At 58.8% G+C, this 24,185-nt stretch carries 22 protein-coding genes; 9 read left to right on the forward strand and 13 right to left on the reverse strand.

The features are described 5' to 3' along the window. Positions 1-264 precede the first annotated feature (264 nt). From recD to N7220_RS17200, 4 genes are all read right to left on the reverse strand, one after another. Positions 265-2,295, reverse strand: coding sequence for an exodeoxyribonuclease V subunit alpha (gene recD / locus N7220_RS17185; RefSeq protein WP_283148747.1), 2,031 nt, complete (start codon positions 2,293-2,295; stop codon positions 265-267). After that, the gene (gene recB, locus N7220_RS17190) at positions 2,292-5,948 is read right to left on the reverse strand and encodes an exodeoxyribonuclease V subunit beta (protein ID WP_283148748.1); all 3,657 of its coding nucleotides are present in this window, start codon (positions 5,946-5,948) and stop codon (positions 2,292-2,294) included. Before recB ends, recD begins: the two co-directional genes overlap by 4 nt. After that, positions 5,941-9,369, reverse strand: coding sequence for an exodeoxyribonuclease V subunit gamma (recC, locus tag N7220_RS17195; RefSeq protein WP_283148749.1), 3,429 nt, complete (start codon positions 9,367-9,369; stop codon positions 5,941-5,943). Before recC ends, recB begins: the two co-directional genes overlap by 8 nt. A 288-nt stretch (positions 9,370-9,657) precedes the next feature. Then, entirely contained in the window at positions 9,658-10,125 is a 468-nt protein-coding gene (locus N7220_RS17200; protein ID WP_283148750.1) for a nuclear transport factor 2 family protein, read from the reverse strand. Positions 10,126-10,263: 138 nt separating this feature from the next. Here N7220_RS17200 and N7220_RS17205 point away from each other — a divergent pair, with 138 nt between their 5' ends. The 5 genes from N7220_RS17205 (at position 10,264) to N7220_RS17225 (ending at position 15,198) form a co-directional block, all read left to right on the forward strand. Further along, on the forward strand, positions 10,264-10,839 hold the full coding sequence (locus tag N7220_RS17205; protein ID WP_283148751.1) for a TetR/AcrR family transcriptional regulator: 576 nt from the start codon (positions 10,264-10,266) through the stop codon (positions 10,837-10,839). 433 nt (positions 10,840-11,272) lie between these two features. After that, positions 11,273-12,676, forward strand: coding sequence for a carbohydrate-binding protein (locus N7220_RS17210; protein ID WP_283148752.1), 1,404 nt, complete (start codon positions 11,273-11,275; stop codon positions 12,674-12,676). Positions 12,677-12,837: 161 nt separating this feature from the next. Next, positions 12,838-14,343: a sensor domain-containing diguanylate cyclase gene (locus N7220_RS17215; protein WP_283148753.1), complete on the forward strand. Its 1,506-nt coding sequence runs from the start codon at positions 12,838-12,840 to the stop codon at positions 14,341-14,343. 32 nt (positions 14,344-14,375) lie between these two features. Continuing rightward, the gene (locus N7220_RS17220; protein ID WP_283148754.1) at positions 14,376-14,657 is read left to right on the forward strand and encodes a chorismate mutase; all 282 of its coding nucleotides are present in this window, start codon (positions 14,376-14,378) and stop codon (positions 14,655-14,657) included. A gap of 37 nt (positions 14,658-14,694) precedes the next feature. Then, positions 14,695-15,198, forward strand: coding sequence for a DUF3291 domain-containing protein (locus N7220_RS17225; protein ID WP_283148755.1), 504 nt, complete (start codon positions 14,695-14,697; stop codon positions 15,196-15,198). A gap of 54 nt (positions 15,199-15,252) precedes the next feature. Here N7220_RS17225 and N7220_RS17230 read toward each other — a convergent pair whose 3' ends face one another. Further along, positions 15,253-16,224 carry an FHA domain-containing protein gene (locus tag N7220_RS17230; protein WP_283148756.1) on the reverse strand — a complete coding sequence of 324 codons (972 nt, stop codon included), beginning with the start codon at positions 16,222-16,224 and terminating at the stop codon, positions 15,253-15,255. Further along, positions 16,209-17,513 (reverse strand): S1C family serine protease, encoded by a 1,305-nt coding sequence (locus N7220_RS17235; protein WP_283148757.1) that lies wholly within the window; start codon positions 17,511-17,513, stop codon positions 16,209-16,211. The genes N7220_RS17230 and N7220_RS17235 overlap by 16 nt, the downstream gene beginning before the upstream one ends. Before the next feature lie 325 nt (positions 17,514-17,838). On the opposite strand from N7220_RS17235, the gene N7220_RS17240 reads away from it, so the two are divergent. Beyond that, on the forward strand, positions 17,839-18,393 hold the full coding sequence (locus tag N7220_RS17240; protein WP_283148758.1) for a DUF2199 domain-containing protein: 555 nt from the start codon (positions 17,839-17,841) through the stop codon (positions 18,391-18,393). A gap of 273 nt (positions 18,394-18,666) precedes the next feature. Continuing rightward, positions 18,667-18,972, forward strand: a complete 306-nt coding sequence (locus N7220_RS17245; protein ID WP_283148759.1) for a PilZ domain-containing protein — start codon at positions 18,667-18,669, stop codon at positions 18,970-18,972. Between the two features lie 177 nt (positions 18,973-19,149). Here the strand turns inward: N7220_RS17245 and N7220_RS17250 are convergent, their stop codons facing one another. Genes N7220_RS17250 through N7220_RS17265 form a run of 4 tightly spaced genes read right to left on the reverse strand, consistent with a single transcriptional unit; the run spans position 19,150 to position 21,889 of the window. After that, the gene (locus N7220_RS17250) at positions 19,150-20,430 is read right to left on the reverse strand and encodes an RNA polymerase sigma factor (protein ID WP_283151451.1); all 1,281 of its coding nucleotides are present in this window, start codon (positions 20,428-20,430) and stop codon (positions 19,150-19,152) included. Positions 20,431-20,435: 5 nt separating this feature from the next. After that, positions 20,436-20,825, reverse strand: a complete 390-nt coding sequence (locus N7220_RS17255) for a YciI family protein (RefSeq protein WP_283148760.1) — start codon at positions 20,823-20,825, stop codon at positions 20,436-20,438. Positions 20,826-20,883: 58 nt separating this feature from the next. Beyond that, entirely contained in the window at positions 20,884-21,411 is a 528-nt protein-coding gene (locus N7220_RS17260) for an SRPBCC family protein (protein ID WP_283148761.1), read from the reverse strand. Between the two features lie 52 nt (positions 21,412-21,463). Further along, the gene (locus tag N7220_RS17265; RefSeq protein WP_283148762.1) at positions 21,464-21,889 is read right to left on the reverse strand and encodes a YciI family protein; all 426 of its coding nucleotides are present in this window, start codon (positions 21,887-21,889) and stop codon (positions 21,464-21,466) included. Positions 21,890-22,182: 293 nt separating this feature from the next. Here N7220_RS17265 and N7220_RS17270 point away from each other — a divergent pair, with 293 nt between their 5' ends. Beyond that, complete coding sequence (locus N7220_RS17270) at positions 22,183-22,428, forward strand: hypothetical protein (RefSeq protein WP_283148763.1); 246 nt, start codon at positions 22,183-22,185, stop codon at positions 22,426-22,428. 36 nt (positions 22,429-22,464) lie between these two features. Here N7220_RS17270 and N7220_RS17275 read toward each other — a convergent pair whose 3' ends face one another. From N7220_RS17275 to N7220_RS20805, 3 genes are read right to left on the reverse strand one after another with little or no spacing between them, the layout of a single operon-like run. Next, a complete protein-coding gene (locus N7220_RS17275) occupies positions 22,465-22,713 on the reverse strand; it encodes a hypothetical protein (protein WP_283148764.1) in 249 nt (82 codons plus the stop codon). Next, positions 22,710-23,117 carry a VOC family protein gene (locus N7220_RS17280; RefSeq protein ID WP_283148765.1) on the reverse strand — a complete coding sequence of 136 codons (408 nt, stop codon included), beginning with the start codon at positions 23,115-23,117 and terminating at the stop codon, positions 22,710-22,712. The genes N7220_RS17275 and N7220_RS17280 overlap by 4 nt, the downstream gene beginning before the upstream one ends. Continuing rightward, positions 23,068-23,730, reverse strand: coding sequence for a helix-turn-helix transcriptional regulator (locus N7220_RS20805; RefSeq protein ID WP_390901518.1), 663 nt, complete (start codon positions 23,728-23,730; stop codon positions 23,068-23,070). The genes N7220_RS17280 and N7220_RS20805 overlap by 50 nt, the downstream gene beginning before the upstream one ends. A gap of 114 nt (positions 23,731-23,844) precedes the next feature. On the opposite strand from N7220_RS20805, the gene N7220_RS17285 reads away from it, so the two are divergent. Next, complete coding sequence (locus tag N7220_RS17285) at positions 23,845-24,177, forward strand: ArsR/SmtB family transcription factor (RefSeq protein ID WP_283148766.1); 333 nt, start codon at positions 23,845-23,847, stop codon at positions 24,175-24,177. Positions 24,178-24,185 lie beyond the last annotated feature (8 nt).

The following is a 24,185-nucleotide window of genomic DNA, read 5'->3' on the forward strand; positions in this document are numbered from 1 at the left end:
CTCCCCCCGCCCCTCTTCCAAAAGAGGGGAGCTAAGAGCAACAGCAGATACCTTCGGCATCAATACTACCTCGTCATTCCCGGCCTGGGCGGCCCCCTTGGCGGGAATCCAGCGGCTACGTTCGCCATCGCTCCCTTGGCAGGAATTCAGTGCAATGGCGATTTACAACTGCGAAAGAACATAAACAGAAGCAATTCGCAAACAAACGATGTGCTTTTCAATTCACCTTTCACCACCGGGCCGAAGGCACTGACGCTCTGGGCATCACATCTCCCCACCCACCAACGCCTGTGCCAACCCACTCGCCCGTTTTGTCTTGCGGGCAACAGCGGTTTCAAATGCCTGCTGCCCCGGTGTTACCAACGTAAAGCGCTCGCGGGCGCGGGTGATGCCGGTGTAGACCAGCTCGCGGGTCAGGATCTGGCCACCGTCGACGGGTAGTACCAGCACGGTGTGTTCAAATTCGGAGCCCTGCGATTTGTGTACGGTCATGGCAAATGCGGTCTCGACATCTGCCAAGCGGCTGGCGAGGACTGAGCGCACGGTGTCGCCATCCAGAAAATACACGCGCAGCGCACTTTGGCCGGCGGGTGGCGGCAGGGCGATGCCGATGTCGCCGTTGAAGACGTTGGTGCTGTAGTCATTGCGGGTCACCATCACCGGACGGCCGGCGTACCATTCACCGGTTTTGCGCAGTAGCTTTTCTTCTGCCAGCGCCTGTTCAATGGTGCGATTCAACCCGGCAACGCCCCAATCGCCGTCGCGTAAAGCGCACAGGATGCGGAAGCGATCAAACGCCGTGAGCACTTGTTTGACCCAGACATCGTGACTAGCGGCGTCGCTCAATTGCGGTGATGCAACGAGCTCCAGATAACTGCGATAGCCACCGGGTGCACCTTCGCGGCCGCACAGTGCCAGCGCGACAATATCCTGAGGATGGGCGCGATTGAGCCATTGCAGGTCCGGCCCGACGGGCGTCTGCAGTGTCGTCAATGCCTGGGTGATCTCGCCCGCGTTCACGGCTAGCGCCAATTGACCAATCGGCCCGCCAAAGCGGCGGCTGACGCGCAGCATCACCGTTTGCTGGGCCAGCGCGTTGCCGGGCTCGATATATTTCGCGGGCAAGGTTTCGCCGGTGGCAGCGGTTACGAATGTGGCGGTGTCTGTCGTGTAATGGCCTGCTTCGGCATCGCGGCACAAATCGCCCATCACTGCGCCAGCCTCAACCGAGGCCAGTTGATCTTTATCGCCCAACAAAATGACGCGGGCGTGAGCGGGCAGGGCGTCCAGTAACGCCGCCATCATTTCCAGATGGATCATTGAGGCTTCGTCGACGATCAGCACATCAATATCCAGCGGATTGCCCGCGTGATGTTTGAGCTTGCGGGTATCCGGGCGGGCGCCGAGCAAGCCATGCAGCGTACGGGCGGCACCCATGCGGTCGGCCAGCGTTTTAAGCGGCAGTTCGTCGCCCAGGTTTTGCTGCAAACCGTCCAGTGCTTTGTCGATGGATTGCTTGAGCCGCGCCGCCGCCTTGCCTGTGGGCGCGGCCAGCGCGATGCGCAGCTTGTCGGCGTCGTCGGCGGTGGCAAACAACAGGGCCAGCAGGCGCGCCACGGTGTAGGTCTTGCCGGTACCAGGCCCGCCAGTGATGATCGCCAGTTGCCCGCGCGTGGCCACGGCACAAGCCACCTTTTGCCAATCGGGTTCGTGCTGACCGGCTGCGGGAGTAACAAATAATCGATCCAGCCAACTGCGCAAGCGCGTGCTGTCCACCGCGGCCAGGCTTTGGGTGCGGCTGCGAATGCTGTTGGCGACACGACGTTCGTAATCGAAATAGCGGCGCAGATACAGGCGGCAGCCGACCAGCAGCAATGGTGCGTTATCCGCGCCCAACGCTTGGGCAACCAGGTTGCTGCCGTTTAAGCTAGCCTGCCATTGCGCCAGGCTGGCGGGCAGGCCGTGCAGCACGCTATCGATCTCCGCCAGTGCAATGGCTGGCCAGCCGAGCAATGTGGCGGCGCCGGCAAGCAACTCATCCAGCAACAGACATGTATGGCCGCGACCTTCCATATGCGCGGCGAGCGCGGCAGCCAGCAAGGTGATGTTGCTGGTGGCGGGTTCCAGCTCGCTCAAGAAGCGGGCGAAGGCGGCATCCAGCCGTCGTAGCCAGCCTTGTTCCGCCCAGGCATCCAGTCGCTGGAGCAAATCGGCCTGGCTGAGCGTGGCGGCGTGCTGCGTGGCTGGCGTATCGGCAAACAGATCACCACTCAAGGTATCAGTGTGGCGGCTCATGCGTGCACCTCGCCCAAAGCGGCATCCAGCGCATCCAGCAGGGCGATATTGGGCGGGACCACATAACAACCGCGTTCCGGCCCTTTAATGCCGCGCAGAAACAGATAAATGGCCCCACCCAGATGTTGCGCCGGGTTGTAGTTCACCCCAAGCCGCTGACGCAGTAAGCGATGCAGTGCCAGCATGTAGATCGCCGCCTGCACGTCGTAACGATGCGTCGCCATGGCCTGTTGCAACGCAGTGGCGTGGTAGTCGGCATCGCCCGCGCCCAGCGCGTTGGATTTGTAGTCGAGCACCCAGTAACGCCCGTCCTGTTCGAACACCAGATCGGCATAACCTTTGACCATGCCATGCAGCTCGCGCTCGGCCAGTTTGGGCCGTGGTGCGTGGTCTAGCAGATGCTCGCGGCACAAGGCGTCGACCGTGCTGCTGGCCAGTTGTTCGCTAGGGAACCAGAACTCCATTTCCGGCATGATCTGGTCCAGTTCCAGCAGCGGTACGTTAATTGGAAGCAGCGGCGTGAGCGTGGTTTCTTTGAGCCAGGCGATCACGTCCTCTTTGCGATTGGCCCAACCCAGCCGTTCGCAGCGGCGGCCCAGCCGTTGGGCAAAGTTGTCACTCAAGACGAGATCAAAGCCTTCACTGGCCAGCCATTCCAGTTGGTCGTGCAGCAACGTGCCGGGCAGTGCGCCACGTGGAAAGCGATGCCACGGCGCGTCGTCGACCTGCGTGGCGGGGGCTTCGTCCGGCGCTTCGCTCAGTGTTTCGGCTTGCGCGGTTTCTGCTGCCGGGATCGCGACATGCTGCCAGCTTTGCAGGTCACGAATCAGCGACGAGAAACTGGCGATATTCCAGCTCGTATCAAACTGGCCATGATAGTGCGGCGCTTGCGGCAACTCGGTAATCTCGGCCCGTTGTTGCAGGATGGTGCGCGGCAAAGCGGTATCCGTATCGGGCACAGTTTGCAGGGCCAGGTCGGCGCACTCGGCTTTCAGTTCCGCCAGTTTCGCCGCCAGATCGGTCTCTGCCAGCATTTGCCCGCCCGCGATCAGATAGCCCAGCGCGCTTTTATCCAGTTGCGATTTCTTGCCATTGCCAACCACCAACGCGCTGGTGCCTAGCCACAAAGCATGGCGGGCGCGGGTAACGGCCACATAAAACAGGCGCAGATCTTCTTGCAGGCGGGCTTCTTCTGCGCGCTGCATGGCTTCGTCGCCCAAGGAGAAATCTACCTGGCGCTGGCCCAGATCATCCACATATTCCACCAGCGTACGGTTGCGCTTGTCGACCTGGCGGAAAGTACACGCAAACGGCAGAAACACCAGCGGGTATTCCAGCCCCTTGGATTTATGCACGGTGACGACCTTGACCAGTTCGGCATCGCTTTCCAGCCGCACAATACGTTCGTCGCCGCCTTCGCCCAGCCCGGCAATCTGCTCGGCCAGCCAGCGGATCAACGCTTGTTCGCCTTCTACCAACTGGCTGGCGGTTTGCAGCAACTCGGCCAGATGCAGCAGATTGGTTAGCCGCCGCTCACCACCAATTTCACCCAACAATCGTGCCGGTAAATCCAGCTGATGCAAGGTCTGGCGCAACATGGCCAGCACACCTTGGCGTTGCCAGGTCAGCTTGAGCGCCTTGAGTTCTTCAACGCGGGTTTCCCAGGCGATGTCGTCCACTGCCAGTTGCGACAACTCGGCCAGAGACAACCCGGCTGTGGGCGTGGCATAAGCGGCGCGGGCGCTGCGACCATCCAGCGGATTGGCGACCGCGGCCAGCCAGCGCAACAAATCAGCCGCTTCGCCACTTTCGAATACCGAGTCTTTATCCGACAGATAAACGCTGGGCACGCCGCGCACTTGCAAGGCGCGGCGGACAACGGCGGCTTCTTTGCCGGTGCGTACCAGAATGGCGATATCGGCGGGCTGCAGGCGTTGCAGGCCGTTGGCGGAGGCGAACCCGGCTTGTGGGTCATTCAACAGACCCACGATGTGTTCGGCGGTCAGTTCAGCAAAATGCCGTTGGTAGGCTGTGCCATTGAGTAGCTGCTGACCATGCCAAAGCGTGAGCGCGGATGCTGCACCGGCGCCCGTCACAAACTGGTCGCTACGTCCTTGCGCGCCTACTGCCTCAAACGGCACCGGGTTAACGCCGTTCTGGCGATAACGAAATGCGCCAGCCAGTTGCGGGTTTTGCTCGGCATGCAAAAACAAACGGTTGGCCGCGCGGACTAGCGCTTTGGTCGAACGGTAATTGGTGGTCAGCACATAGTGCCGTCCGGCGGTGGCGGTGCGGGCGGCCAGGTAGCTGTAAATATCCGCGCCACGAAAGCCGTAAATAGATTGCTTGGGGTCGCCAATCAGAAACAAACCGCTGGCCGGGTCGTTGGCTGCGGTGTGATAAAGCTGGTCAAAAATCCGGTACTGGATGGGCGAGGTGTCCTGGAATTCGTCCACCATCGCCACCGGATATTGCGTGACGATGCGTTCGCGCAGCGCTGCACCGTTGGGGCCAGACAATGCGTGGTCCAGCCGTTGCAGCATATCGGCAAAGCCGAATACCCCAGCCTGTTGTTTCAGATGCGCTAGCCGTAACTCCACCCATTGCGTGGCATGCAGGATCAAATCGGCGCGAGTGGCGGCGAATTTGTCGGCGGCATCCAGCCAATCCAGAATGTGATTTGCCACCGGATGAGTCAGCCGCCTTGGGCCATCAATCTCGCCCGCTTTGGTGAATACCCAGCCATCCGGCGTAAACAACCGCAGCCATTTGCGCAAGTCTTTATGGGTTTGCTTGCCGTTGCTTGCCCAGTCGCGGATCACTTGCAGCCGCTGCGTAAATGGCGTGTTGGCGTGGTTGTAACGCGCCTTGTTGAGCCAGCCCGCTTCAAACGCACCCAGCCAGCTTTGTTCCAGATTGGTTAGATGATTGCGCCACGATTCGCGCGCGGCATTTTCGAGCTGCTGCAAGGCATGGGCTGCGGTTTCCAGTTGCGCGAAGAAGTCTGTAGGTGGAGTGGGGCGGCTTTCCAGTGCCAGTACGCTACGCAGCTTGTCGGCCAATCCTTGCGGTGAGGCCGCGACCGACAGCACAGCTTCAACGCCTGCCTGGCCAAGCTGGTAAACGTGCTCGCGCCAGTAATCGCGTGTGGCTTCCAGCCGTAGTTCATCTTCGTTCTGCACCAGTTCTTCATTGAACAGATTGCCGCTATCAAACGCGTGCTCGCGCAACATGCGCTGGCACCAGGCGTCAATAGTGTGCACTGCGGCTTCATCCATCATTTCTGCGGCGGTGGCCAGGCGTAACGCGGCGCGGCTGCGAGCGGTGTCATCGACATAATCTGCCAGCACTTCGCGCAAAAAATCATCGTGCGCGGCAGGTTGTTGTTCTCCACGAAAACAGCGGGCGGCTTCCAGCAAGCGGGCACGGATACGGTCAGACAACTCGCGCGTAGCGGCGCGGGTAAAGGTCATGACCAGGATTTCGGAGGGCAACAATGGCCGGGCAAAAGCGTTGCCCGCGCCATGCCCCAGCACCAGCCGCACGTATAGCGCGGCGATGGTCCAGGTCTTGCCGGTACCCGCGCTGGCTTCAATCAGGCGGCTGCCCCACAGCGGGAAAGAGAGGGCTTGCAGCGGCGTCGGGTTACTCATCAGCGGTCTCCTCATCGGTGGCGCTGGCGTCATGCGTGACGGTGCCGACTTGTTCGGTGATCCATTGCTGCAGAGGCGCAAACAACTCCGTGGCCAGCGTGGCAAAACGGCCATCGGCGATCAGGCTTTCATAATCGGGCCAGGTGCGTGCCAGGCAAGGTTCGTCGCGCTCGGCGGGAGAGAACATGCCACCCTCATAAACTTGCCACGGCTTGCCATTTTCCGAGACTGCGGCCAGCGCGGTTTTACCGGCAAACGGTAGCGGTTCAGCCATGCCTTGTTGCCAGGCAGCGAGGACGTGCTCAAGGGTATCGATAGCGTCTTGTTGTTCTGGCTGGCCCAGTGTCAGCACAGCATCGCGACTGACAATGATGCCGGTAATGGCTTCACCGCAAGCGGCAGCCACCAGTTGTCGTACCCACGGCAGGATCAGTTTTTCGGCACGCGGCTGGCCGTCTTTGCAAAGCACGCCAGGGTCGAGTTGCAACCAGGCGCGGGCATGGCCTTGCTGACGCAAACCGTCAAGCCAGTCTTCGACTTGCAAGCTAGCATGTTCAAAATGCAGCCGGACTTTTTCCCCGGCGGCGGGCCATGCCTCAAGTTGCAGCAACCATTGCTGCCAGGCCGGGGTGACCTGTGCCGCCAGTGCGTCGCGAGTGCGTTTACCCATGGGGCCAATCGGCAAGCGGCCGGTGCGGGTAATGCGCTCGGCATGGTTGTCGATCAACGCGGCCAGATGCGGCGCATCGCCAAGGTCTGCCGTGTCGGCGGAGGCCAACATGGTTTGCACCAGCTGATATTGTTCCAGCCCATTCAGCACAAAGGGTTCTTCGTCTTCCTGCGCGATATCGAGCTGATCGAACACCACGTTGAGCCGCTGGCGGAAGAACGTTTTCACCGGATTGCGCAAAAATTCGGCCAGCAGCGGCAGGGTTAACCGGAACTCGGGCGTGGGTTCAAACGGCGCCAGGGTCTGATCGCGCCGTGGCGTAACGGCTTGATGCGCAGCACGCCATTCGCGGGCGTAAGTCAGCAGTTCGCCGCCTTCAAAATAGCGGCGGCTGAAGGGTTGCAGCGGGTGTTCAGTGGTCAGGCGTTCAATCACACCGTCTTGCCAGCCGGCCCGCAGATAATCGCGCAATTGCGATACCAATACCGATGGCGGCTGCTCGCTGTTATCGCGCGCATTGCGGCCAGTCCAGCTGATGTAGAGCGTATGACGGGCGGCCAGCACGGCTTCCAGCATCAGATAGCGGTCATCATCGCGCCGCGAGCGATCACCGGGCCGGTATTGGCCGGGCTGGCTGATCAAGTCAAAATCGGTGCGATTGGCCTGACGCGGGTAATCGCCATCGTTCATGCCCAACAGGCACACCACTTTGAACGGAATGGCGCGCATTGGCATCAGCGTGCAGAAGGTAACGCCACCTGCCAGAAAACGCTGGTTGAGCGTGGGTTCGTCGACATTGCCCAGCCAGGCTTCGCGCAGCACGGCCAGTGGCACGGTATCGGTAAATTGCGCGGTATCGCACGCTTCCAGCCAGCGCTGCAGGGCGCTTTCCAGCGCAATGAGGGTGAGGCGATCCGCTTCGTTATCGGGTGCGAAAAAATCGGCCAGCAGCGCCCGGCCGGTATCGCTCCATTGATCAGGCGTCAAAGCCTGGGTAAGTGCGCTGCTCCATTTGAGCAACGCGGCGACCAGAGTGGCGAGTGACCCGGCCAGCGCAGCGTCCAGCCCGCCGACTTCGGCATACGGTTCTATTCCGGCAAAGGTGGCGTCGTTACCGCTGGCATAACCGAGCAACATGCGGCGCAGCCCGAACAGCCAGCTGTTTTGCTCGCCACAGGCAGCCAGATCCAGCTGTGCGCGTTGCCCGGCGGACAAACCCCAGCGCACGCCCGCGCCACTGCTCCATTGCGCCAGGCGCGCCAGATCGGATTCCGCCAGCCCGAAGCGCTGGGCCAGTGCCGGTACGTCCAGCAGATCGCGAATCTCGCTCAGGCGGCAGCGTTGCTCGGGCAGGCGCAGCAGCCACTCCATGGCCTTGAGTACCGGATTGATACCGCGATTTTTCTGGTCGGCAATCAGCCACGGAATAGTGCGTTCGTCGCGATTGCCATATTGACCAAACACGGCGCGGATTGCCGGGGCAAAGGTTTCGATATCCGGCACCATCACCACCACATCGCGCGGCGATAGCGGTTGCGCGGGAGTGGCGGCGGCGAACAGTTTCAACAACTGGTCGTGCAGGATTTCCACTTCGCGCTGGGCGCTGTGGGCAATGTGAAAAACGATGGAACGATCATCCGCTGCGACCGCCAGCCGATCCTGCGGTTGCGGCAACGGTTCCAGATCGCGCACTTGCGCTTGTAGTTGCGCCAGGATGGTTTGGCCGGTTTCGTCATCAAACAGGTCAATGCGCGGCGCGTTGAAACGCTCGCGGGCAGCGGCGGCATCGTCGAATTCATCCAGCATGCGCACAAAGTCCCGGCCCTGACGCCCCCAACTGGCCAGCAGCGGGTTGCTGTGCACGTGCATGGTATCCAGATCAATCAGCCCCAGATCACGGCCATCGCGTAAGGGATGACGGCGGCGGGCTGCGCGCAACAACTCGCGGCCATCCATGATGTCGCCCCAGTGAAACTGGCACGGATTGGGCACCGCCAGAATCACCTGGCATTGTTGCGACAGCGCAGCGAGTGCTTCCAGCGTTTGCATTGGCAGGGTGGACACGCCAAACAGCACCACGCGGCGCGGCAACGGTACGGCAGGGGCGACGCCCGCCTCCAGCAAACTGACAAACTGGCGGTGAATGGCATCGCGACTGGTGGCACGGGTTTCTTCAGGCACGTCGGCCAGAATTGCCCGCCATAACGCGGCTTGCCAGCGTTGGTCGTCGGTCAAAGTGTCGATCTGGCCGTTGGCGCGGCGCAGCGTGTCTTTGCCCGCAGCCCAATCGGCCAGCCAATCCGCGCGGTAGACCTGATATTGGTCATACAAATCAGCCAGTTTTTCGGCGAGTTGCCAGCGCCGGGCCGGATCACCATCTTGCATAAAGCGTTGCAACGGCGCGAAGCTTGGCTCAAGCGGCAGGGCGGGCAAAATGCGCATCAAACGCCACGCCAGCGGCGCTTTGTCTAGTGGCGACACGGGCGGCACGGCCTGCTTGCCCAGCATCTGCCGATATCCCTGCCACAGAAAGCGCGCTGGCAATTGCACCGCTGCTGCTGCGCAAATCCCCGTTTGCTCAGCCAGCGACATCTTCAGCCACTCGGCGATGCTGTTGCTCTGCACGAGGAATATGGCTTCTTCCAGCGGGTTGAGCGGCTGCTGGCTGATCCACTGAAAAACGGCATCACGCAGCAGTTCGAGGCGATTGCCGTGTAGAACCAGCAGGCCGGGGGGAATGGGGTGGGTCATGGATGGAATTCGGGTTTCCGGTGGCAGCAGCAAGGTAGGGGGTAGTTTAACAAGGGAATGGGAGGAGGGGGTCGAGACCGGTGTGGCAGCTTCAACTTCAAGTGCTTTATGAGTGCCGCAGGCGTTGTCACGCACGCAAAAAAAAAGCCCCGCAAATGCGGAGCTTTCAAATTGTGGACTTCCAGACTGGAGAGATGAGTACTCTGAAAAAAGTAATCAGGGCGCAATTTAGCCTGGCTTTGTTACACCAACATGAATCCTCGATTTGCAACTGTTTCAAAGGCAGGCTTAACACCCAAGGTCGCTTAAACCGGGATGATCGTCCGGGCGGCGGCCCAGCGGCCAGTGAAATTGCCGTTCACTTTCTTCAATGGCGACGTCGTTAATGCTGGCGTGGCGATGGGTCATCAGGCCGGCGGCGTTGAATTCCCAATTTTCATTGCCGTAGCTGCGAAACCACTGGCCGGAATCGTCATGCCATTCATAGGCAAAGCGCACGGCGATGCGTGGGCCGCCAAAGGCCCAGACTTCCTTGATCAAGCGGTAATCCAGTTCTCGTGCCCACTTGCGTTCCAGCAAAGCTTGCGCAGCGGCACGGCCAACGAGGAATTCGTTACGGTTGCGCCAGCGGGTGTCTTCGCTGTACGCAAGTACCACGCGCTGGGGGTCACGACTGTTCCAGCCATCTTCGGCAAGCCGCACTTTGGCGATGGCGGTTTCCAGGGTGAACGGCGGCAGGGGTGGGCGATTTTCCATGAGAATTCCTTGGCGATGAATTGAGGCATACAATTATGTAGACAAGTCTGTCTACATGCTCGCAACTCTAGACGGTGTAGACAGATCTGTCTACACTCGCCAGCTATGGATACGCCCAACAACACTGACATTGTCACGATGCTGGCACCCGTTGCGGCGGCAGAGCGCGAAGCGCTACCCGCCAAAGAACGCATCTTGCTCACGGCTTATGCCTTGTTTTACCAAGAGGGCATCAGAGCCACCGGCATTGATCGGGTCATCGCGGAATCCGGCGTCACCAAGGTGACGTTCTACCGGCACTATCCCAGCAAGAATGAGCTGATCCGGGCTTTTCTGGCATACCGCCACGAGCATTGGCTAGCCTGGTTTACGGCCGCATTGCAGCGTCACGGCGGCGCGAGCACTGGCGTGGCCGCGCTGGTCCCCACGCTGGCCGAATGGCTGGGCAGTGCTGATTATCGCGGTTGTGCCTTTATCAACACGGTAGTGGAACTGGGCGGCAGCTTGCCCGATGCAGTGGAGATCGCGCGTGAACACAAAGCGGCGATGACGCTGGCGATTGCCGCTTTGCTGCCGGATACACCATCGCGTCTGGCCGATGCCCAAGCCGCTGCCCAGGCGGTTGATGGTGCCATTGTGCGGGCCCAGATTGATGCTGCGCCGGATGATGCGCTCAATGCTCTGACACGGTTGTTAGCCGGTTTGGGTAACTAGCCGGGTACGGTTTGGTTGCTAACAAAAGTGTTGCAAAATCAGCAACTTCTCTCCGGTTTTTGCCGCCATCGGTAGCCGATATTCGGCACACCAAACCCAAGTGGTTCTATTGCTCGGCAATTCAGTCATTTTCGGTCACGTTGGTATGTTTGTATCGGCCCGTGTCTGAATGCGGGTTGCCGATTCTATGGCGTAGCAACGCGCAATTTCTCCATCTGCATGTGGTCTGCTTGCCCCCAAAAAGCCCTGTCATGGCTGGCATTGACGCCGTCCGGTGGGTCGCGGTTAATGGCAGCACGCCGAATTCCTTACAAACCCGGCGCATATCTGTCAACCGCACGGAACCTGCCTGCGAGCAGGCAGCATTTCGCGACCCAGAGACGCAAAAGCGTCCGTTCGATAGCAAATACCAACTAACTGGATGGAGATTTTCATGCTACGCATCAACCGGATGGCCTTGGCCGTCCTGCCTGCCGTATTGGCAACCTCATTTGCATTTTCTGCGACCCCGGCTTGTTCGACTGCCTGGAATGCCACTACCGCTTATGTTGGCGGTAACAAAGCCAGCTTCGCCGGGGTGAATTACACCGCCAACTGGTGGACCCAGAACCAGGAGCCGGATACCAACAACGGCGGTAGCGGTACCGGCCAACCGTGGACCTCGAACGGTGCGTGTACCAGCGGGACGCCGACACCGACACCGACGCCGACACCGACACCGACACCGACACCGACGCCCACACCGACACCCACACCGACACCCACACCGACACCCACACCGACACCCACACCGACACCCACACCGACACCCACACCGACACCCACACCGACACCGTCACCGACGCCAACGCCAACGCCCGCACCGACACCAAGCGGTACAGCGCCCAAGTTCATCGATAGCCCGTACAAAGACGTCACCGTCAATACAGACTGGAACACCGATGGCATGCGTAGCAAGAATGCAGCTGGCACGGTTGTGAATGTCACCAGCGCCATGCCGTCCAACTTGTCGACACTGACCTGGGCCTTTGTGACTGGCGAGTGCGGTTCCACTTCGCCAAGCCCGGTCGGTGAAAACCTGGCCGGTATGCTGCCAGCCACCTTCTCTGCCACCAACGTGCCGATGTTTACCGGCGCGGGCAAGAAGTATGTGGTGTCCACCGGCGGTGCTGCAGGCGTCTTCAGCTGCGCCACGGATGCAGGCTTTACCACCTTCATCAACAACTACTACTCGGCCAACATGATCGGCGTGGACTTCGATATTGAAGCCGGTCAAACCCAAGCCCAAATCAACGCCCTGGTTCAACGCGTGATTACCGCGCAAAAGACGTGGCCTGGCCTGCGCTTCAGCTTCACCATCGCTACCTTGGCAACCAGCCCGTCCGGTGCCACCGTTGCGACGGATATGGGTGCCAGCTCGCCTAATCCGCTGGGTGACGAAGGCATCATGGTCATGAACGCCATCAAGAACCTGGGACTGACCAACTACACGGTCAACCTGATGGTGATGGATTACGGCAATCCGGCATCCAATGGCGTGTGTGTGGTGAGTGCAGGCAAGTGCGAAATGGGTCAGTCTGCGATCCAGGCCGCGATGGATCTGCATAACTTCTACAAGCTGCCGTACAACCAGATTGAACTGACACCCATGATTGCCGCGAACGACACATCGGGCGAAACCTTCACGCTGGCTGATACTGACGTGATGTCGACCTTCGTGATTCAGAACGGCTTGGCAGGTGTGCACTACTGGTCGTTTGATCGCGATGTTGCCGGTACCAACGGTCAGAGCAATCTGTCGTTTACCAACCGCTTTGTGAGCGATCTGGGTCAGTAACCTGGCGCTTGATGTTGTTCGTGTTCCAAATAAAATCCGGCGGACATTCCGCCGGATTTTTTTATTGATGTTTGCGGATAAACGCCAATCTACTGACACACCGGTTTTTCTTCGACCGTATAACTCTCTAGAATGACGGCAACATAAAACAAAGGTGTGCCATGTCGGAAAACCCTCTCAGCACCAACATGACACGCGCCGGCACGGTTGCCGCCAGTGACGATGCCGAAATGTTTGAACTGGCGCCGGTTTCGCTGTGGCTGGAAGACTACAGCGACTTGCGTGCGCTGTTTGCCCGCTGGCGCGAAGAGGGCGTAACTGACCTGCGCGAGTTCTTTCGCGAAGACCCGAGCCGCGTTGCGCAATGCTCGGTGTGCATTCGGGTGGTCAAGGTCAACCGCAAAACGCTGACTTTGTTTGAGGCAGAAAACGTGGAACAACTGATCGGCGGGCTGGATCGGGTGTTTCGCGACGACATGCTCAAAGAACACCTGGAAGAACTGATCCAGCTCTGGTCCGGCCAGTTGCAGTTCTTGAGCCAGACGGTCAATTACACGCTCAGCGGACGGCGGCTGGACGTATTGCTGCGCGGCACGGTATTGCCCGGCCACGAACAAAATTGGGATCGGGTGCTGGTCGCGGTGGAAGACATCACCGAACTGGAGCGCGCGCGGCATCGGGTCGCGGTCGGCGCGCAATACGCTCGCGGTTTGTTTGAGCACTCACCGGTATCGCTGTGGGTAGAAGATTTCAGCTCGGTCAAAACGCTGATCGATGAAATCCGCGCTCAAGGCATTTCGGATTTGCGGGTATTCACCGACGTACACCCGGAATTTGTCGAGCGCTGCATGGAAGAAATCCATGTGATCGATGTTAACCAGCACACCTTGCAAATGTTCTGCGCGCCGGACAAAAAGACCTTGTTGAGCCGTCTGCGCGATGTGTTTCGCGATGACATGCGCCCGCATTTTCGCGAGCAATTGATTGATCTGTGGGACAACAAACTGTTTCAGCAGCGCGAAGTCATCAATTACTCGCTGGAAGGCAACGTGGTGAACGTGCATCTGCAGTTTTCCGTGCTGCCTGGCCACGAGCAGAATTGGGATTTGGTGTTGGTGGCGCTGACCGACATCACCGCCCGCAAAAAAGCCGAAGCGTATCTGGAGTTCCTCGGCAAACACGACGTGCTGACCAAACTGCGCAATCGCTCTTTCTACATTGATGAGCTGAACCGGCTGGAGCGCAAAGGCCCGTTCCCGGTTACGGTGATCATTGCTGATCTGAACGGCCTGAAAAGCATTAACGACCAGCTAGGCCATGCCAGTGGCGATGCCATTTTGCGCCGGGCGGGCGAGGTGTTTGCCAAAGCGGTGGAGGCGCCGCAATACGCTGCGCGCATCGGCGGCGATGAATTCGCCTTGCTGTTGCCCGGCGTGGATGAGCGCGGCGGCGCGGCAATGGTAGAAAGCATCCGGCATTTGATCGATATGAATAACCAGTTTTATCCGGGCGCGCAACTGAGCTTCTCGATCGGCGTGGCCACTTGTCATAGAGGTGAACGGCTGGAAGCTACCGTGCAGCACGCCGACTTGTTGATGTACGAAGAAAAACGCGCCTTTTACGCCAACACGCCTGAAGACCGGCGCGGCAACAAGCATGTGGATTGATGCGCTTTAGCCAGACAGGAAGGGTGGAAAAGATGGCTCAGGCCAATGAACAGCAACTGCCGCAATTGCGCCAGCGCATCGACGCAATCGATCAGCAACTGGTGAGTTTGCTGGCGGAGCGCTTTGCGATTACCCATAACGTGGGGCTGATCAAGAAAACGCAGGGTTTGCCTGCGGTCGACGCTGAGCGAGAAGCCCGACAAACCGAGCGCATCGTGCAACTAGCGCGGGATAACGGCCTGGACGAGGCGTTCGCCATCAAGTTCTTGCGCACCATCATTGATGAAGTAGTGAGCAATCACCAGAAATTGTGACTGGTTTCAGGCGTGGTGTATTTGAACGGAGATATGCATGCCGAAGTATCGATTGGCGCAACTGAATATCGCCAGCATGAAAGCGCCGCTGGAGTCCCCGGTCATGGCCGATTTTGTGGGGAACCTGGAGCGCATCAATGCGCTGGCGGAGTGTTCTCCTGGTTTTGTCTGGCGGCTCAAAGATGAAGAGGGCGATGCCACTGCCGTTCGGGCATTTGGGGATAACGTGCTGGTCAATATGTCGGTGTGGGAAGACGTAGCATCACTGGCCCAATACGCTTTCAAATCCGCTCACGTCGAGATCATGCGCCGACGCAATGAATGGTTTGAGCGCCTGGATCGGGCTTATATGGTGTTGTGGTGGGTGGATCACGACCACATTCCGACATTGGCCGAGGCAGCCGAGCGGCTGGCTTATCTGCAAAAGTCCGGCCCGACCGCACACGCGTTTGTCTTCAAGAACGCCTTCCCCGCACCGGATGGACAAGGGCTGGCAGGGCCGGCTGAAGAGACCCGCGACTTTGCCTGCCCCGGCACCTGACGCCCGCATCCGCGCGCGTGGTGCGGGTGCTCAAGCGTTCAAGCGTTCAAATGTTCAATTCAAATCCTTGGCTTTTTTCTGCGCCTGATCTTTCACATCGCCCAGATCGTCAAAGAAATGATCGGTAGGCTGGCTCGGCAATAACCTTGTTGGCAGCAGTTGCAGGTTGGCGTTGTACTCCACATCGGTGGTGAAGGTGTGTGCATCGCGGTAGTTGGTGGTCAGCAAAATCAGGCAAAGCACGGCTACGCCGACACCCAGCATTGTGCACAGCTTGCTGCGACTGAGCGCGGTGGCCAGCTTCAGATGCAGATAGCCCAAACCAAATACCAGCACCAGCCACAACAGGCTGGTCACCGCACCCACAGAAAGCGTGTCGGGCCAGAGATAATCCAGCCGGATATCAATGGCTTCGGTTATGACGCCCAGAATGGTCATGATGGATGCGAGCGAGATGTACTCGAACAGCACGGCACGGTGATTGAGTAATCTGGCCAGCAAGGCCCAGGCGCTGGCCCACAGCAGGGCGGCGAAGCCAACGCTGGCTGCGGTGACGATCAGGTCGGAGGCTTTGACCAGATTGGCCTGATCCAGAAAACTGCTCCAGGTCAGCAGTCCGATATTGACGGCCAGCAAGGCCAGCATGATCCACAGATTGCCCAGCAACTCCATCAACCGCCACAAAAAGCCGCCATGCAAGACTGTTGGCGCGACTGCGGATGCAATACTGCGAAACTGCAAAATGGTGCGGCCTACCCGCAAACGCTGATCCGCGGCGATGGTGGATTCCTGAAAACGCGCACCGGCATTGCCGGTGAAACTGCCGTTTTCGCTACCCAGATCCACCACATGCCAGCCGTTATCGGCCGCTTCAATTTGCAGATGACGTGGCGATACCGCGTCATCGTCGAGGATCAACTCATTGCTGTAATCGCGACCAATGCGAATGGGGAAATCCGTGAATTTCTGCCGATGGGTGACTTTGCCCCGGCGATCCAGGATTTCCAGGATTAGTGGTTCGCCCATGCCGTTGCACCCAGAAATTTGCGGGCCAGTTTGACCGCGTTGTTATAACTGATGCCACCCACCACCAGGCGATTGATCAGACCATTTTGCGATTGGTCCAGCGTGGCGCTCATCATTACCGCATCGTACAAACCCGGCAATTTGCGATAAGCGCGCAGGCAAAACACATTCTTCAGCGGCAAGCCGTCGGGCTGATGCACAAACGCGGTCTTGCAACTGAAGTTGCCGACGTCCTCGCGGGTGGCGTCTGGCAAGGGCGGATCAACGCTGAACAGCCCGCCGTATAAATGAGCAAACTGCTGATCATTCAGCCCTTTGCTTTGCACATAACTGCTGCTGTAGTACACCGTGCCGGTCTCGTATTCTTCGGTTAGAAAGATCGAACTTTGCGAGCCGCAACGCATGGTCTGCGCCGTATAACGTTTGTCGTCGCCGCGTATCTCGTTGCCCCAGCAGCGAAAGAAATCTGACCAGTCACGGGCTGTGCGGTAATGACCCACGCTATCCAGTTTTAGCGGCGCTGCCAGCAGGCGCGCGACCACGGCATCTTGCGAGGCCAGCAATTGCTGGTCGACCAGTTTGAGCATCTGGGTGGAGGTGGTCATCGGCGGGTTGGTGCTTTGCTGCAACAGCGCGACCGCATATTTGGCGGGGACCAGAAAGCCGACATCGTTGCCTGAAGTGGCAACGTTAATGCCAATGACGCGACCGGCTTCGGTCACCGTGGGGCCACCGCTCATGCCGGGGTTGATAGCACCGGTAAAGTGGATTTGCTCACGCAGGCTTTTGTCGATCAACCCGTTATACAGGCCACGAACGATGGTGAAATCCAGATCCAGCGGAATGCCGAACGAGTACAGCGTGGTGCCTTTATCCAGCGGCCCGGCATCCAGCTCCAGGTGAGTGGGCAACGGCGTGGCAATCTTCAGCAACGATAGATCGTGCACCACGTCAAAGCCGATTACAGCCAGCGGTACCACGCTGCCGTTGGCACGGACGGCCTCAGCGCGGAACCATTCCGGGTGCCACGCCAGTGACGAGATCACGTGAAAGTTGGAAATGATGTGGCCCGCATCATCCACTGCAAAACCGGTTCCCAGCGCTGAACGATTGTTGCTGCGCTTATCCATGATGCGCACTTGCACCACGGCATCTTTGTACTGGCGGAACACTTGCGAGGTATCGGGCGAGACGGTCTCGGCGCGGCTGACCGACGCGACCACCACGGTGAGCAGGAACAGGCAAACGGCAAGCAGGTTCGGGAATTTATTCAAGATATAGGCAGGCATTTGAGAGGACGCACAAAGGCGCCGGGCGCGGGCCATATTACCCGCGTGTCATCGGTTACGCGACGCGTCTTTCACGCGTTGTCACCAAACCACAACGGCTGTCTGACAGTAACCACTGCCTGATAGCCAGGAAGCGCAATACGTGAGTTGAGACCGCCATGCTGGCAATGCGTTCAAAGCTACACAATTGAGCCTCCAGGCTCGGGAAAACCGAGGTTTCATGCGGGCCTGCCGCAGCACAGCGGCGCTTGGGCACACGGCAGTGGACGCGCATGTTACGCAACGGCTAGAGTGGCGGTCTTGCCGAATCCTCCACGAGAGCATCATGCAATCGAGTTTTTCTTTTACCTGTCGCGTGTGCGGACAAACCCATGTCGGCCAGCCAGGTTTTGAATTTGCCGTGCCGTATCACTACTTCAACCTGAGCGATGAACAAAAGAGCAGCATCGCGCAGATTGACTCTGATTTTTGCAAGATCGACCACGGCCATCAGGTTGATCATTTCGTTCGCGGCGTGCTGGAAGTGCCAGTGCAGGGCACCGAGCTGATGTTCAGCTGGCTAGTCTGGGTGGCCGTCGATGCGCAAACCTTTGCCGAACACCAGACACGCTTGACCGCGCCGGGCGTGGACGTAGTGCGTTCGGGCTGGTTAAGCAACCAGTTGCCCGGTTATCCGGATACCTTGGGTCTGCTGCTCAATGTGCATCCGCGCCCGCACGGTTTGCGTCCGGCGCTGATCTTGCAGCGCACTGCCACCCAGGCCACGCACCCGCTGCTGCACGATCAATACGGCGGCTTCAGTCAGGACCGCGCCCAGACCATCGCCGAGCATCTGGTACATGGCACCGGCCAGGTCGCACCGGCTGACGGCGCGCAATAAATCTGACCACGCCAGGGGCCGATCTACGCACAGCTGCGGGTCGGCCATATTGGCCCCGATATCGCCGCTGGCGCTGCGCCGGATGCACCAAAGCTCGCGATTATGCGATGCCGTCCCAGGCTGACCGCATATCGGTGGGCGAGCGGCAACTGGTTGTTGCAGGGCCGATACCCGATTGCATGCAGTTCCCACGTGCACTGCAGAAACTGGCAGCATGTGTTTGCAAGCCGCAAATAAAAATGACGCTAATCTGCCAGGCTGGGGACCGCAAGAATGGGGCAGCAAGAAAAACGCAGCGCGCGACGAATACCAATCAATTGCGAAGTCAAACTACGCTTTCACGATCACTCGCCGTCGCAATATGGCACCTGCACCGACCTCAGTGTCGGCGGCCTGACCGTGCGCACCAGTTACGTACCGCAGCTGGATGAAGTGTTCGATATTGTGGTGATGCCGCCACCAGTGGGCGGCGGTTCGCGCACGCCATTCGCCGCTACCGTCAAAGTGCGGCGCTGCCATGAGATCGAGCGCGGCAAGGAATACGAACTGGGGCTGGAGATTACGCAGGTGCTGCAGTAATCAGGTGTTACCAAACCTGCAGCCGTCGCCGTGTAGCCCGGATGAAGCCCTGGCGAGAATCCGGGGTGTCCATGCATAAACGGGCAGCGGACTCTGGCATTTGCCATCATTGCATCCCGGATTCTCGCCGCGCTGCATCCGGGCTACGACTTCTTTAATGGCTATGAGGATGGCTGCTCAGTGTGCCGAATTGTCGGAGGCACGTTCGGCACATTCACGGGCACGTGCCAGTAACAACACTTGCTCGCGGCTGTTGCAGGTGAGTTCTGCGGCGCGTTTGAACTCGGCGCTGGCTTCGGCAAATCGCCCCAGTTTGCAGAGAAAGTCTGCACGAACGCTGGGCAACAAGTGATAACTGCGTAACGACGGTTCATCCAGCAAGGTGTCGACCAGGGCCAGGCCTGCCTCTGGCCCGAAGGCCATGCACAGCGCCACGGCCCGGTTCAGCTCAACCACCGGTGAAGGAGAAACCTGGGCCAGCGCGTCGTACAAGGCGGCAATGCGTTCCCAATTGGTTTCGTCTGCGGTGAGCGCCCGCGCATGACAGGCGGCAATGGCGGCCTGCAAGGTGTATGGGCCGAGCATGCCGCCGAGTTTTTCCGCTTGCCCCAACGCAGCCAGCCCGCGCCGGATCAGCAATTGGTCCCACCTTGCGCGGTTTTGCTCCAGCAGCAAGATTGGCGCGCCATCAGGCCCGATGCGAGCGCGCGAGCGTGAAGCCTGAATTTCCATCAAGGCGACCAGCCCATGCACCTCAGCTTGCATCGGCGCCAACCCGGCCAGAATGCGCCCCAAGCGTAGCGCTTCGTCACACAGCGCCGGGCGCATCCAGTCGGCACCGGCGGTGGCGGCATAGCCTTCATTGAAAATGAGATAAATCACCGCCAAGACTGACGCCAGGCGCTCGGGCAGGGCTTCGGCGGCTGGCACTTCAAACGGCACGCGTGCGGCGGTGAGGGTGCGTTTAGCCCGGACAATGCGCTGGGCGATAGTGGGTTCGGGTACCAGGAATGCACGGGCGATTTCGTCGGTGGTCAAACCGCCGAGCAATCTGAGCGTGAGCGCGACGCGCGCTTCGGGCGATAACACCGGATGGCAGGCAGTGAACACCAGCCGCAGCAGATCATCGCCAATGTGATCATCGAGTGCGTCAGCGGCATCGGCGCGCAGTAATTCCTGTTCAATCTCGAGTTCGCGGCCGAACTCTTCATGCTTGCGTTCCAACAGCTTGTGGTGGCGCAGCCGGTCCAGCGCGCGGTGTTTGGCCGTGGTCATCAGCCACGCGCCGGGGTTGTCCGGCACACCGCTTTGCGGCCATTGTTCCAGCGCGGTGACGAGCGCATCCTGGGCCAGTTCTTCGGCCAGGCCCACGTCACGCAGCATGCGCGCCAAGGCGGCGATGATGCGGGCAGACTCAATCCGCCACACCGCCTCGATGGCGCGATGCGTTGTTACCACTGTGCTCAAGCGTGGGCCTCAGCGGCTGCGGCAAAGTTCTCCATGGGCGACGTGTCATACATCAGCCGGATATCGCAGCGACCTGGTCCGGCCAGTTCCATAAAGCGGCGATTCCAGTACAAGGCCTCGTCCTTGGTAGCGACCTGAATAATGGCGAAGCCGGCAATCAACTCTTTGGTTTCGGCAAATGGGCCATCAACCACCGAAAGTTTGCCGTCGTGATAGTGCATCTGTGCATCTGCGGCAGAGTTTGGCAACAAGCCGTCGGTGGCCAGCATCACGCCCGCTTTAACCATTTCGTCAATTAATGCGCCCATGCGGACATTGTCTTCGTCGCAAGGGACGTCGCCTGCCTGCGGTTGCTGGTCTGGGGTATAAACCGAGAGATAACGCATTTCAGTACTCCTTAAGAGTGCGAAGAGTGTGGCGGGGCGCTTTGAGACCCAGCCGCGTTTACTTTTCTGCTGTTGCCTTCAGATTGGCCAGACCCGTTTCAAAGTCAGCGCCAATCATCTTGTCCATATTGAAAAACACCCCCATGACTTTGGCGATAAACTGCATTGCTCCGCTCATCGCCCAGGTCACTTCGGTGCTGTCGCCTTGGGTTTTCAGGGTAAATTCAGCCTGGTTATGGGCTTCAAATGGTTTTAGAAAATCCAGCTTGATGACGATTTGTTGTGTCGGAGTCGCGGTGGTGATTTCCATCCGCCCAGCGCCTGCCTTGCCTTTACCGTCCCACTCGTAGACTGAACCCACGCCACTGGGCGCACCGCTGAAAGTACGCTTCATGTCCGGGTCCAGATGTTCAAAGGGTGACCATGCACTCCAGCTATGAAAGTCATTGATCAGCGCGAAAATTCGCTCTGGCGGCGCTTTAATGGTGACCGTGCGCGCTATCCGGAACGAATCGGGCTGGCGGACGGCGAGCACGAGGACAACCACGACGATCAGCAGAATCAGAACCAGAATGCCTTTGAACATGTTTTCTCCGGGGGAATGTTTGATTTTGTAATGATGTTTAGCGGGCAGGCGCTTAGCCGTTTTTGGCCGACTCGGCGCGTAACCGCAGTTCTGCTTCTTGCAGTTCTGGCGTAAAGGCTTCGCCGAAATCTTGCGGATCGAACACCTGGCGGATTTCGATTTCCGAATCGCCTGGCATCGGGTTCGGACAGCGTTTGATCCACTCGATGGCTTCTTCTCTGGACTTCACCTCCCACAGCCAGAATCCGGCAATCAGCTCTTTGGTTTCGGTAAACGGGCCGTCAATCACTGTGCGCTTGTCGCCAGAAAACAGCACTCGTGCGCCTTTGGAGCTGGGATGCAGACCTTCTCCCGCCAGCATCACGCCCGCTTTGACCAGTTCCTCGTTGTATTTGGTCATGGCCGTGAGCAACTCGGTATCTGGCATCACGCCGGCTTCAGAATCCTTGGTGGCTTTAACAATCACCATAAATCGCATGTTGTTTCTCCTGATTTGAAAGAAAAGGGGTAACGAGCAGCTTCATGTGGTTTGAAAACACCGTGTTTTGGCCGCTGTTATAAGTACGACGAACCAGCGCCACGCAAATCGACAAGACTGCGGTTTTTTTTTCGTGGGCAGGTCATTCGGGGCATTTAAATCTCTGATTTATAGCGTGATGTAACTACATCTGCCTGGTCGGCTGCATACGGAATGGCTGGTTTTACGCTGCTGGTTCTTGCGCTTTGCGGCACCGTTTCTCATGCGGATGCATTTTTTTATCGTGTCTGGTCGTGGGTGGCGGTCGCGGCGAAGCCAGACAAACTGCGGTTGACTACCCCATTCATGCTGCTGATGTTGAAAACAAAGAACCGGTCGAAAAGCAAGCAGGAAAAAAAGACGACAAGTCGGCAATCAACGTGGTGAAGGCGCCAGCCAACCCGGCTTTGGGGCAAAAGAAAACGGGCGCAGTTGCGCCCGTTTTCTTTGAGCTGCATATCAGGTACGCCAGCAAAAGCGATTCGAAATTGGTTATATGAGCCTTCCGAGTCCTCACGCGCATCTCGCTTCCCTGTTTAGAGATCGGTACGCAACTCGCTGTGCCAACGGCTGGCATAGGGGAGCATGAACAAGTACAGACCCGTGAGCAAAAGCAAGGCGAGCGAAAGCAACGGCGAATAGGTGATCCAGGCCGCTGGTTGCCCTTGCGTTCTCACCGCGAAATTGGCGACGACAGTCAAAGTAAAGGCAATCGATAACCAACGGGGAATCTGCCGGATCAGGCTGCTCGACGAGTTGGCCAGTTGCTTCGCCGCCGGTGTCATTGACGCACCTCGATCATTTTCCAGCCATTACCGGACGGGTCGCGAAAGCCGGCGTCCACGGTGCCATAGCGATCCATGGGCTCCTGCGTAAACTCGACGCCCTGGGTTAGCATCCGGTCATAAGCGGCGCGGCAATTGTCCACGGCCAGCACCAGAGAGGGCATTGCACCTTTGGCCACCATTGCGCGCAACGTCTGTTCTGTCGCGGCATCGTGCATGGGCGAACCTGGCGCAAACAAACCGAGCTGAAATGTTGGCTGATCTGCCGCTTGTATCGTTAGCCAGCGAAAATCACCGTTGCGCACGTCCGTATGTACGCGAAACCCCAGCTTGTCTACATAAAACGCGAGCGCTTCATCCTGATCTCGCACGTATATACCCACCATCTGGATCCACTGACTCATTTTGCACCTCCGTTGGTTGAGGTTCTTTTATACGTCCGGCTGGGCGGCGTCGCTTCTCCAAAACTGAGATTGTGAGGTTGGGCCGGTGTGCTGCGCTGAGAATGCAGGCGGGCACGCTGCCAAGTTCGCGTGCTGCAGCGCGTGCGCGGGCGCGGATTGTGCTCGGCTTTTCGTCGGTGATATCACGGAAAACGCGCCCGAACGTGCCCAGACTTTGCCAACCTGTCTGAAAAGCGATCTCGGTAATCGGCAGGTCACTATCGCGCAGTAACGTCACCGCCCGTTCAATGCGCCGGGTGAGCAGGTAGCGATGCGGCGGCACGCCAAAGGCGTCTTTGAACGATCGCGCGAAGTGGGCTTCACAAACATGGCTCACGCTGGCTAATCGCCTGATTGGCCAAGCCTCTTGCGAGGCAGCATCCATACGGTCTTTCGCCCGCAACAACCGACGCAATAACTCGGGGTCCTGGCTCGCAGTCTCTGTACCCATGCTGTCTTCCGGTTCTCCAATAACAGATATTTGAACCGCTTGTACTGGCCCGGTCAATGCGCCGGAGTGAAGCGCTTCTGCCCGACGTGAACAGGTGTGGTTTAACGTTGATCTTCTTTGCATTCCTCATAAATTGATAGCTGAAGCGGTAAAGAAATGCCGGGTTAGCGCACGTACGAGCGGCCCCTGTTCGCTTTGCTGCTTGACCTTGCATGATATTTCCATAATTATGGAAATATGGAAAATAAAACCGCTGTCCAATCTCTCGCTGCGCTGGCACAGGAAACCCGTCTGACCATCTTTCGCCTGCTAGTGGGCGCGGGCCCGGACGGGTTGGCGGCAGGGCGCATAGCCGAAACGCTAGGTCTGGCTGGAGCGACGCTTTCTTTTCACCTGAAAGAACTGTCACGCGCCGGGTTGATCTCCAGCCGCCAGGAAAGCCGCTTCGTGTACTACTCGGCCAACTACGCTGCCATGAACGAGTTGCTGGCATTTCTGACCGAAAACTGCTGCGGTGGCGCGCCTTGTGGCATTGAGGCAAGCCTTGCAACGGGTAGTGGTTGCTGCTGATTCCTGCT

Origin of the sequence: Silvimonas soli (genome assembly GCF_030035605.1) — a bacterium.
Lineage (GTDB): Bacteria > Pseudomonadota > Gammaproteobacteria > Burkholderiales > Chitinibacteraceae > Silvimonas > Silvimonas soli.

Coding starts and splice junctions, on each gene's coding strand:
- recD (WP_283148747.1), bottom strand. CDS start 2,295: ATGAGCCGCCACACTGATACCTTGAGTGGTGATCTGTTTGCCGATACG.
- recB (WP_283148748.1), bottom strand. CDS start 5,948: ATGAGTAACCCGACGCCGCTGCAAGCCCTCTCTTTCCCGCTGTGGGGC.
- recC (WP_283148749.1), bottom strand. CDS start 9,369: ATGACCCACCCCATTCCCCCCGGCCTGCTGGTTCTACACGGCAATCGC.
- N7220_RS17200 (WP_283148750.1), bottom strand. CDS start 10,125: ATGGAAAATCGCCCACCCCTGCCGCCGTTCACCCTGGAAACCGCCATC.
- N7220_RS17205 (WP_283148751.1), top strand. CDS start 10,264: ATGCTGGCACCCGTTGCGGCGGCAGAGCGCGAAGCGCTACCCGCCAAA.
- N7220_RS17210 (WP_283148752.1), top strand. CDS start 11,273: ATGCTACGCATCAACCGGATGGCCTTGGCCGTCCTGCCTGCCGTATTG.
- N7220_RS17215 (WP_283148753.1), top strand. CDS start 12,838: ATGTCGGAAAACCCTCTCAGCACCAACATGACACGCGCCGGCACGGTT.
- N7220_RS17220 (WP_283148754.1), top strand. CDS start 14,376: ATGGCTCAGGCCAATGAACAGCAACTGCCGCAATTGCGCCAGCGCATC.
- N7220_RS17225 (WP_283148755.1), top strand. CDS start 14,695: ATGCCGAAGTATCGATTGGCGCAACTGAATATCGCCAGCATGAAAGCG.
- N7220_RS17230 (WP_283148756.1), bottom strand. CDS start 16,224: ATGGGCGAACCACTAATCCTGGAAATCCTGGATCGCCGGGGCAAAGTC.
- N7220_RS17235 (WP_283148757.1), bottom strand. CDS start 17,513: ATGCCTGCCTATATCTTGAATAAATTCCCGAACCTGCTTGCCGTTTGC.
- N7220_RS17240 (WP_283148758.1), top strand. CDS start 17,839: ATGCAATCGAGTTTTTCTTTTACCTGTCGCGTGTGCGGACAAACCCAT.
- N7220_RS17245 (WP_283148759.1), top strand. CDS start 18,667: ATGGGGCAGCAAGAAAAACGCAGCGCGCGACGAATACCAATCAATTGC.
- N7220_RS17255 (WP_283148760.1), bottom strand. CDS start 20,825: ATGCGTTATCTCTCGGTTTATACCCCAGACCAGCAACCGCAGGCAGGC.
- N7220_RS17260 (WP_283148761.1), bottom strand. CDS start 21,411: ATGTTCAAAGGCATTCTGGTTCTGATTCTGCTGATCGTCGTGGTTGTC.
- N7220_RS17265 (WP_283148762.1), bottom strand. CDS start 21,889: ATGCGATTTATGGTGATTGTTAAAGCCACCAAGGATTCTGAAGCCGGC.
- N7220_RS17275 (WP_283148764.1), bottom strand. CDS start 22,713: ATGACACCGGCGGCGAAGCAACTGGCCAACTCGTCGAGCAGCCTGATC.
- N7220_RS17280 (WP_283148765.1), bottom strand. CDS start 23,117: ATGAGTCAGTGGATCCAGATGGTGGGTATATACGTGCGAGATCAGGAT.
- N7220_RS20805 (WP_390901518.1), bottom strand. CDS start 23,730: ATGCAAAGAAGATCAACGTTAAACCACACCTGTTCACGTCGGGCAGAA.
- N7220_RS17285 (WP_283148766.1), top strand. CDS start 23,845: ATGGAAAATAAAACCGCTGTCCAATCTCTCGCTGCGCTGGCACAGGAA.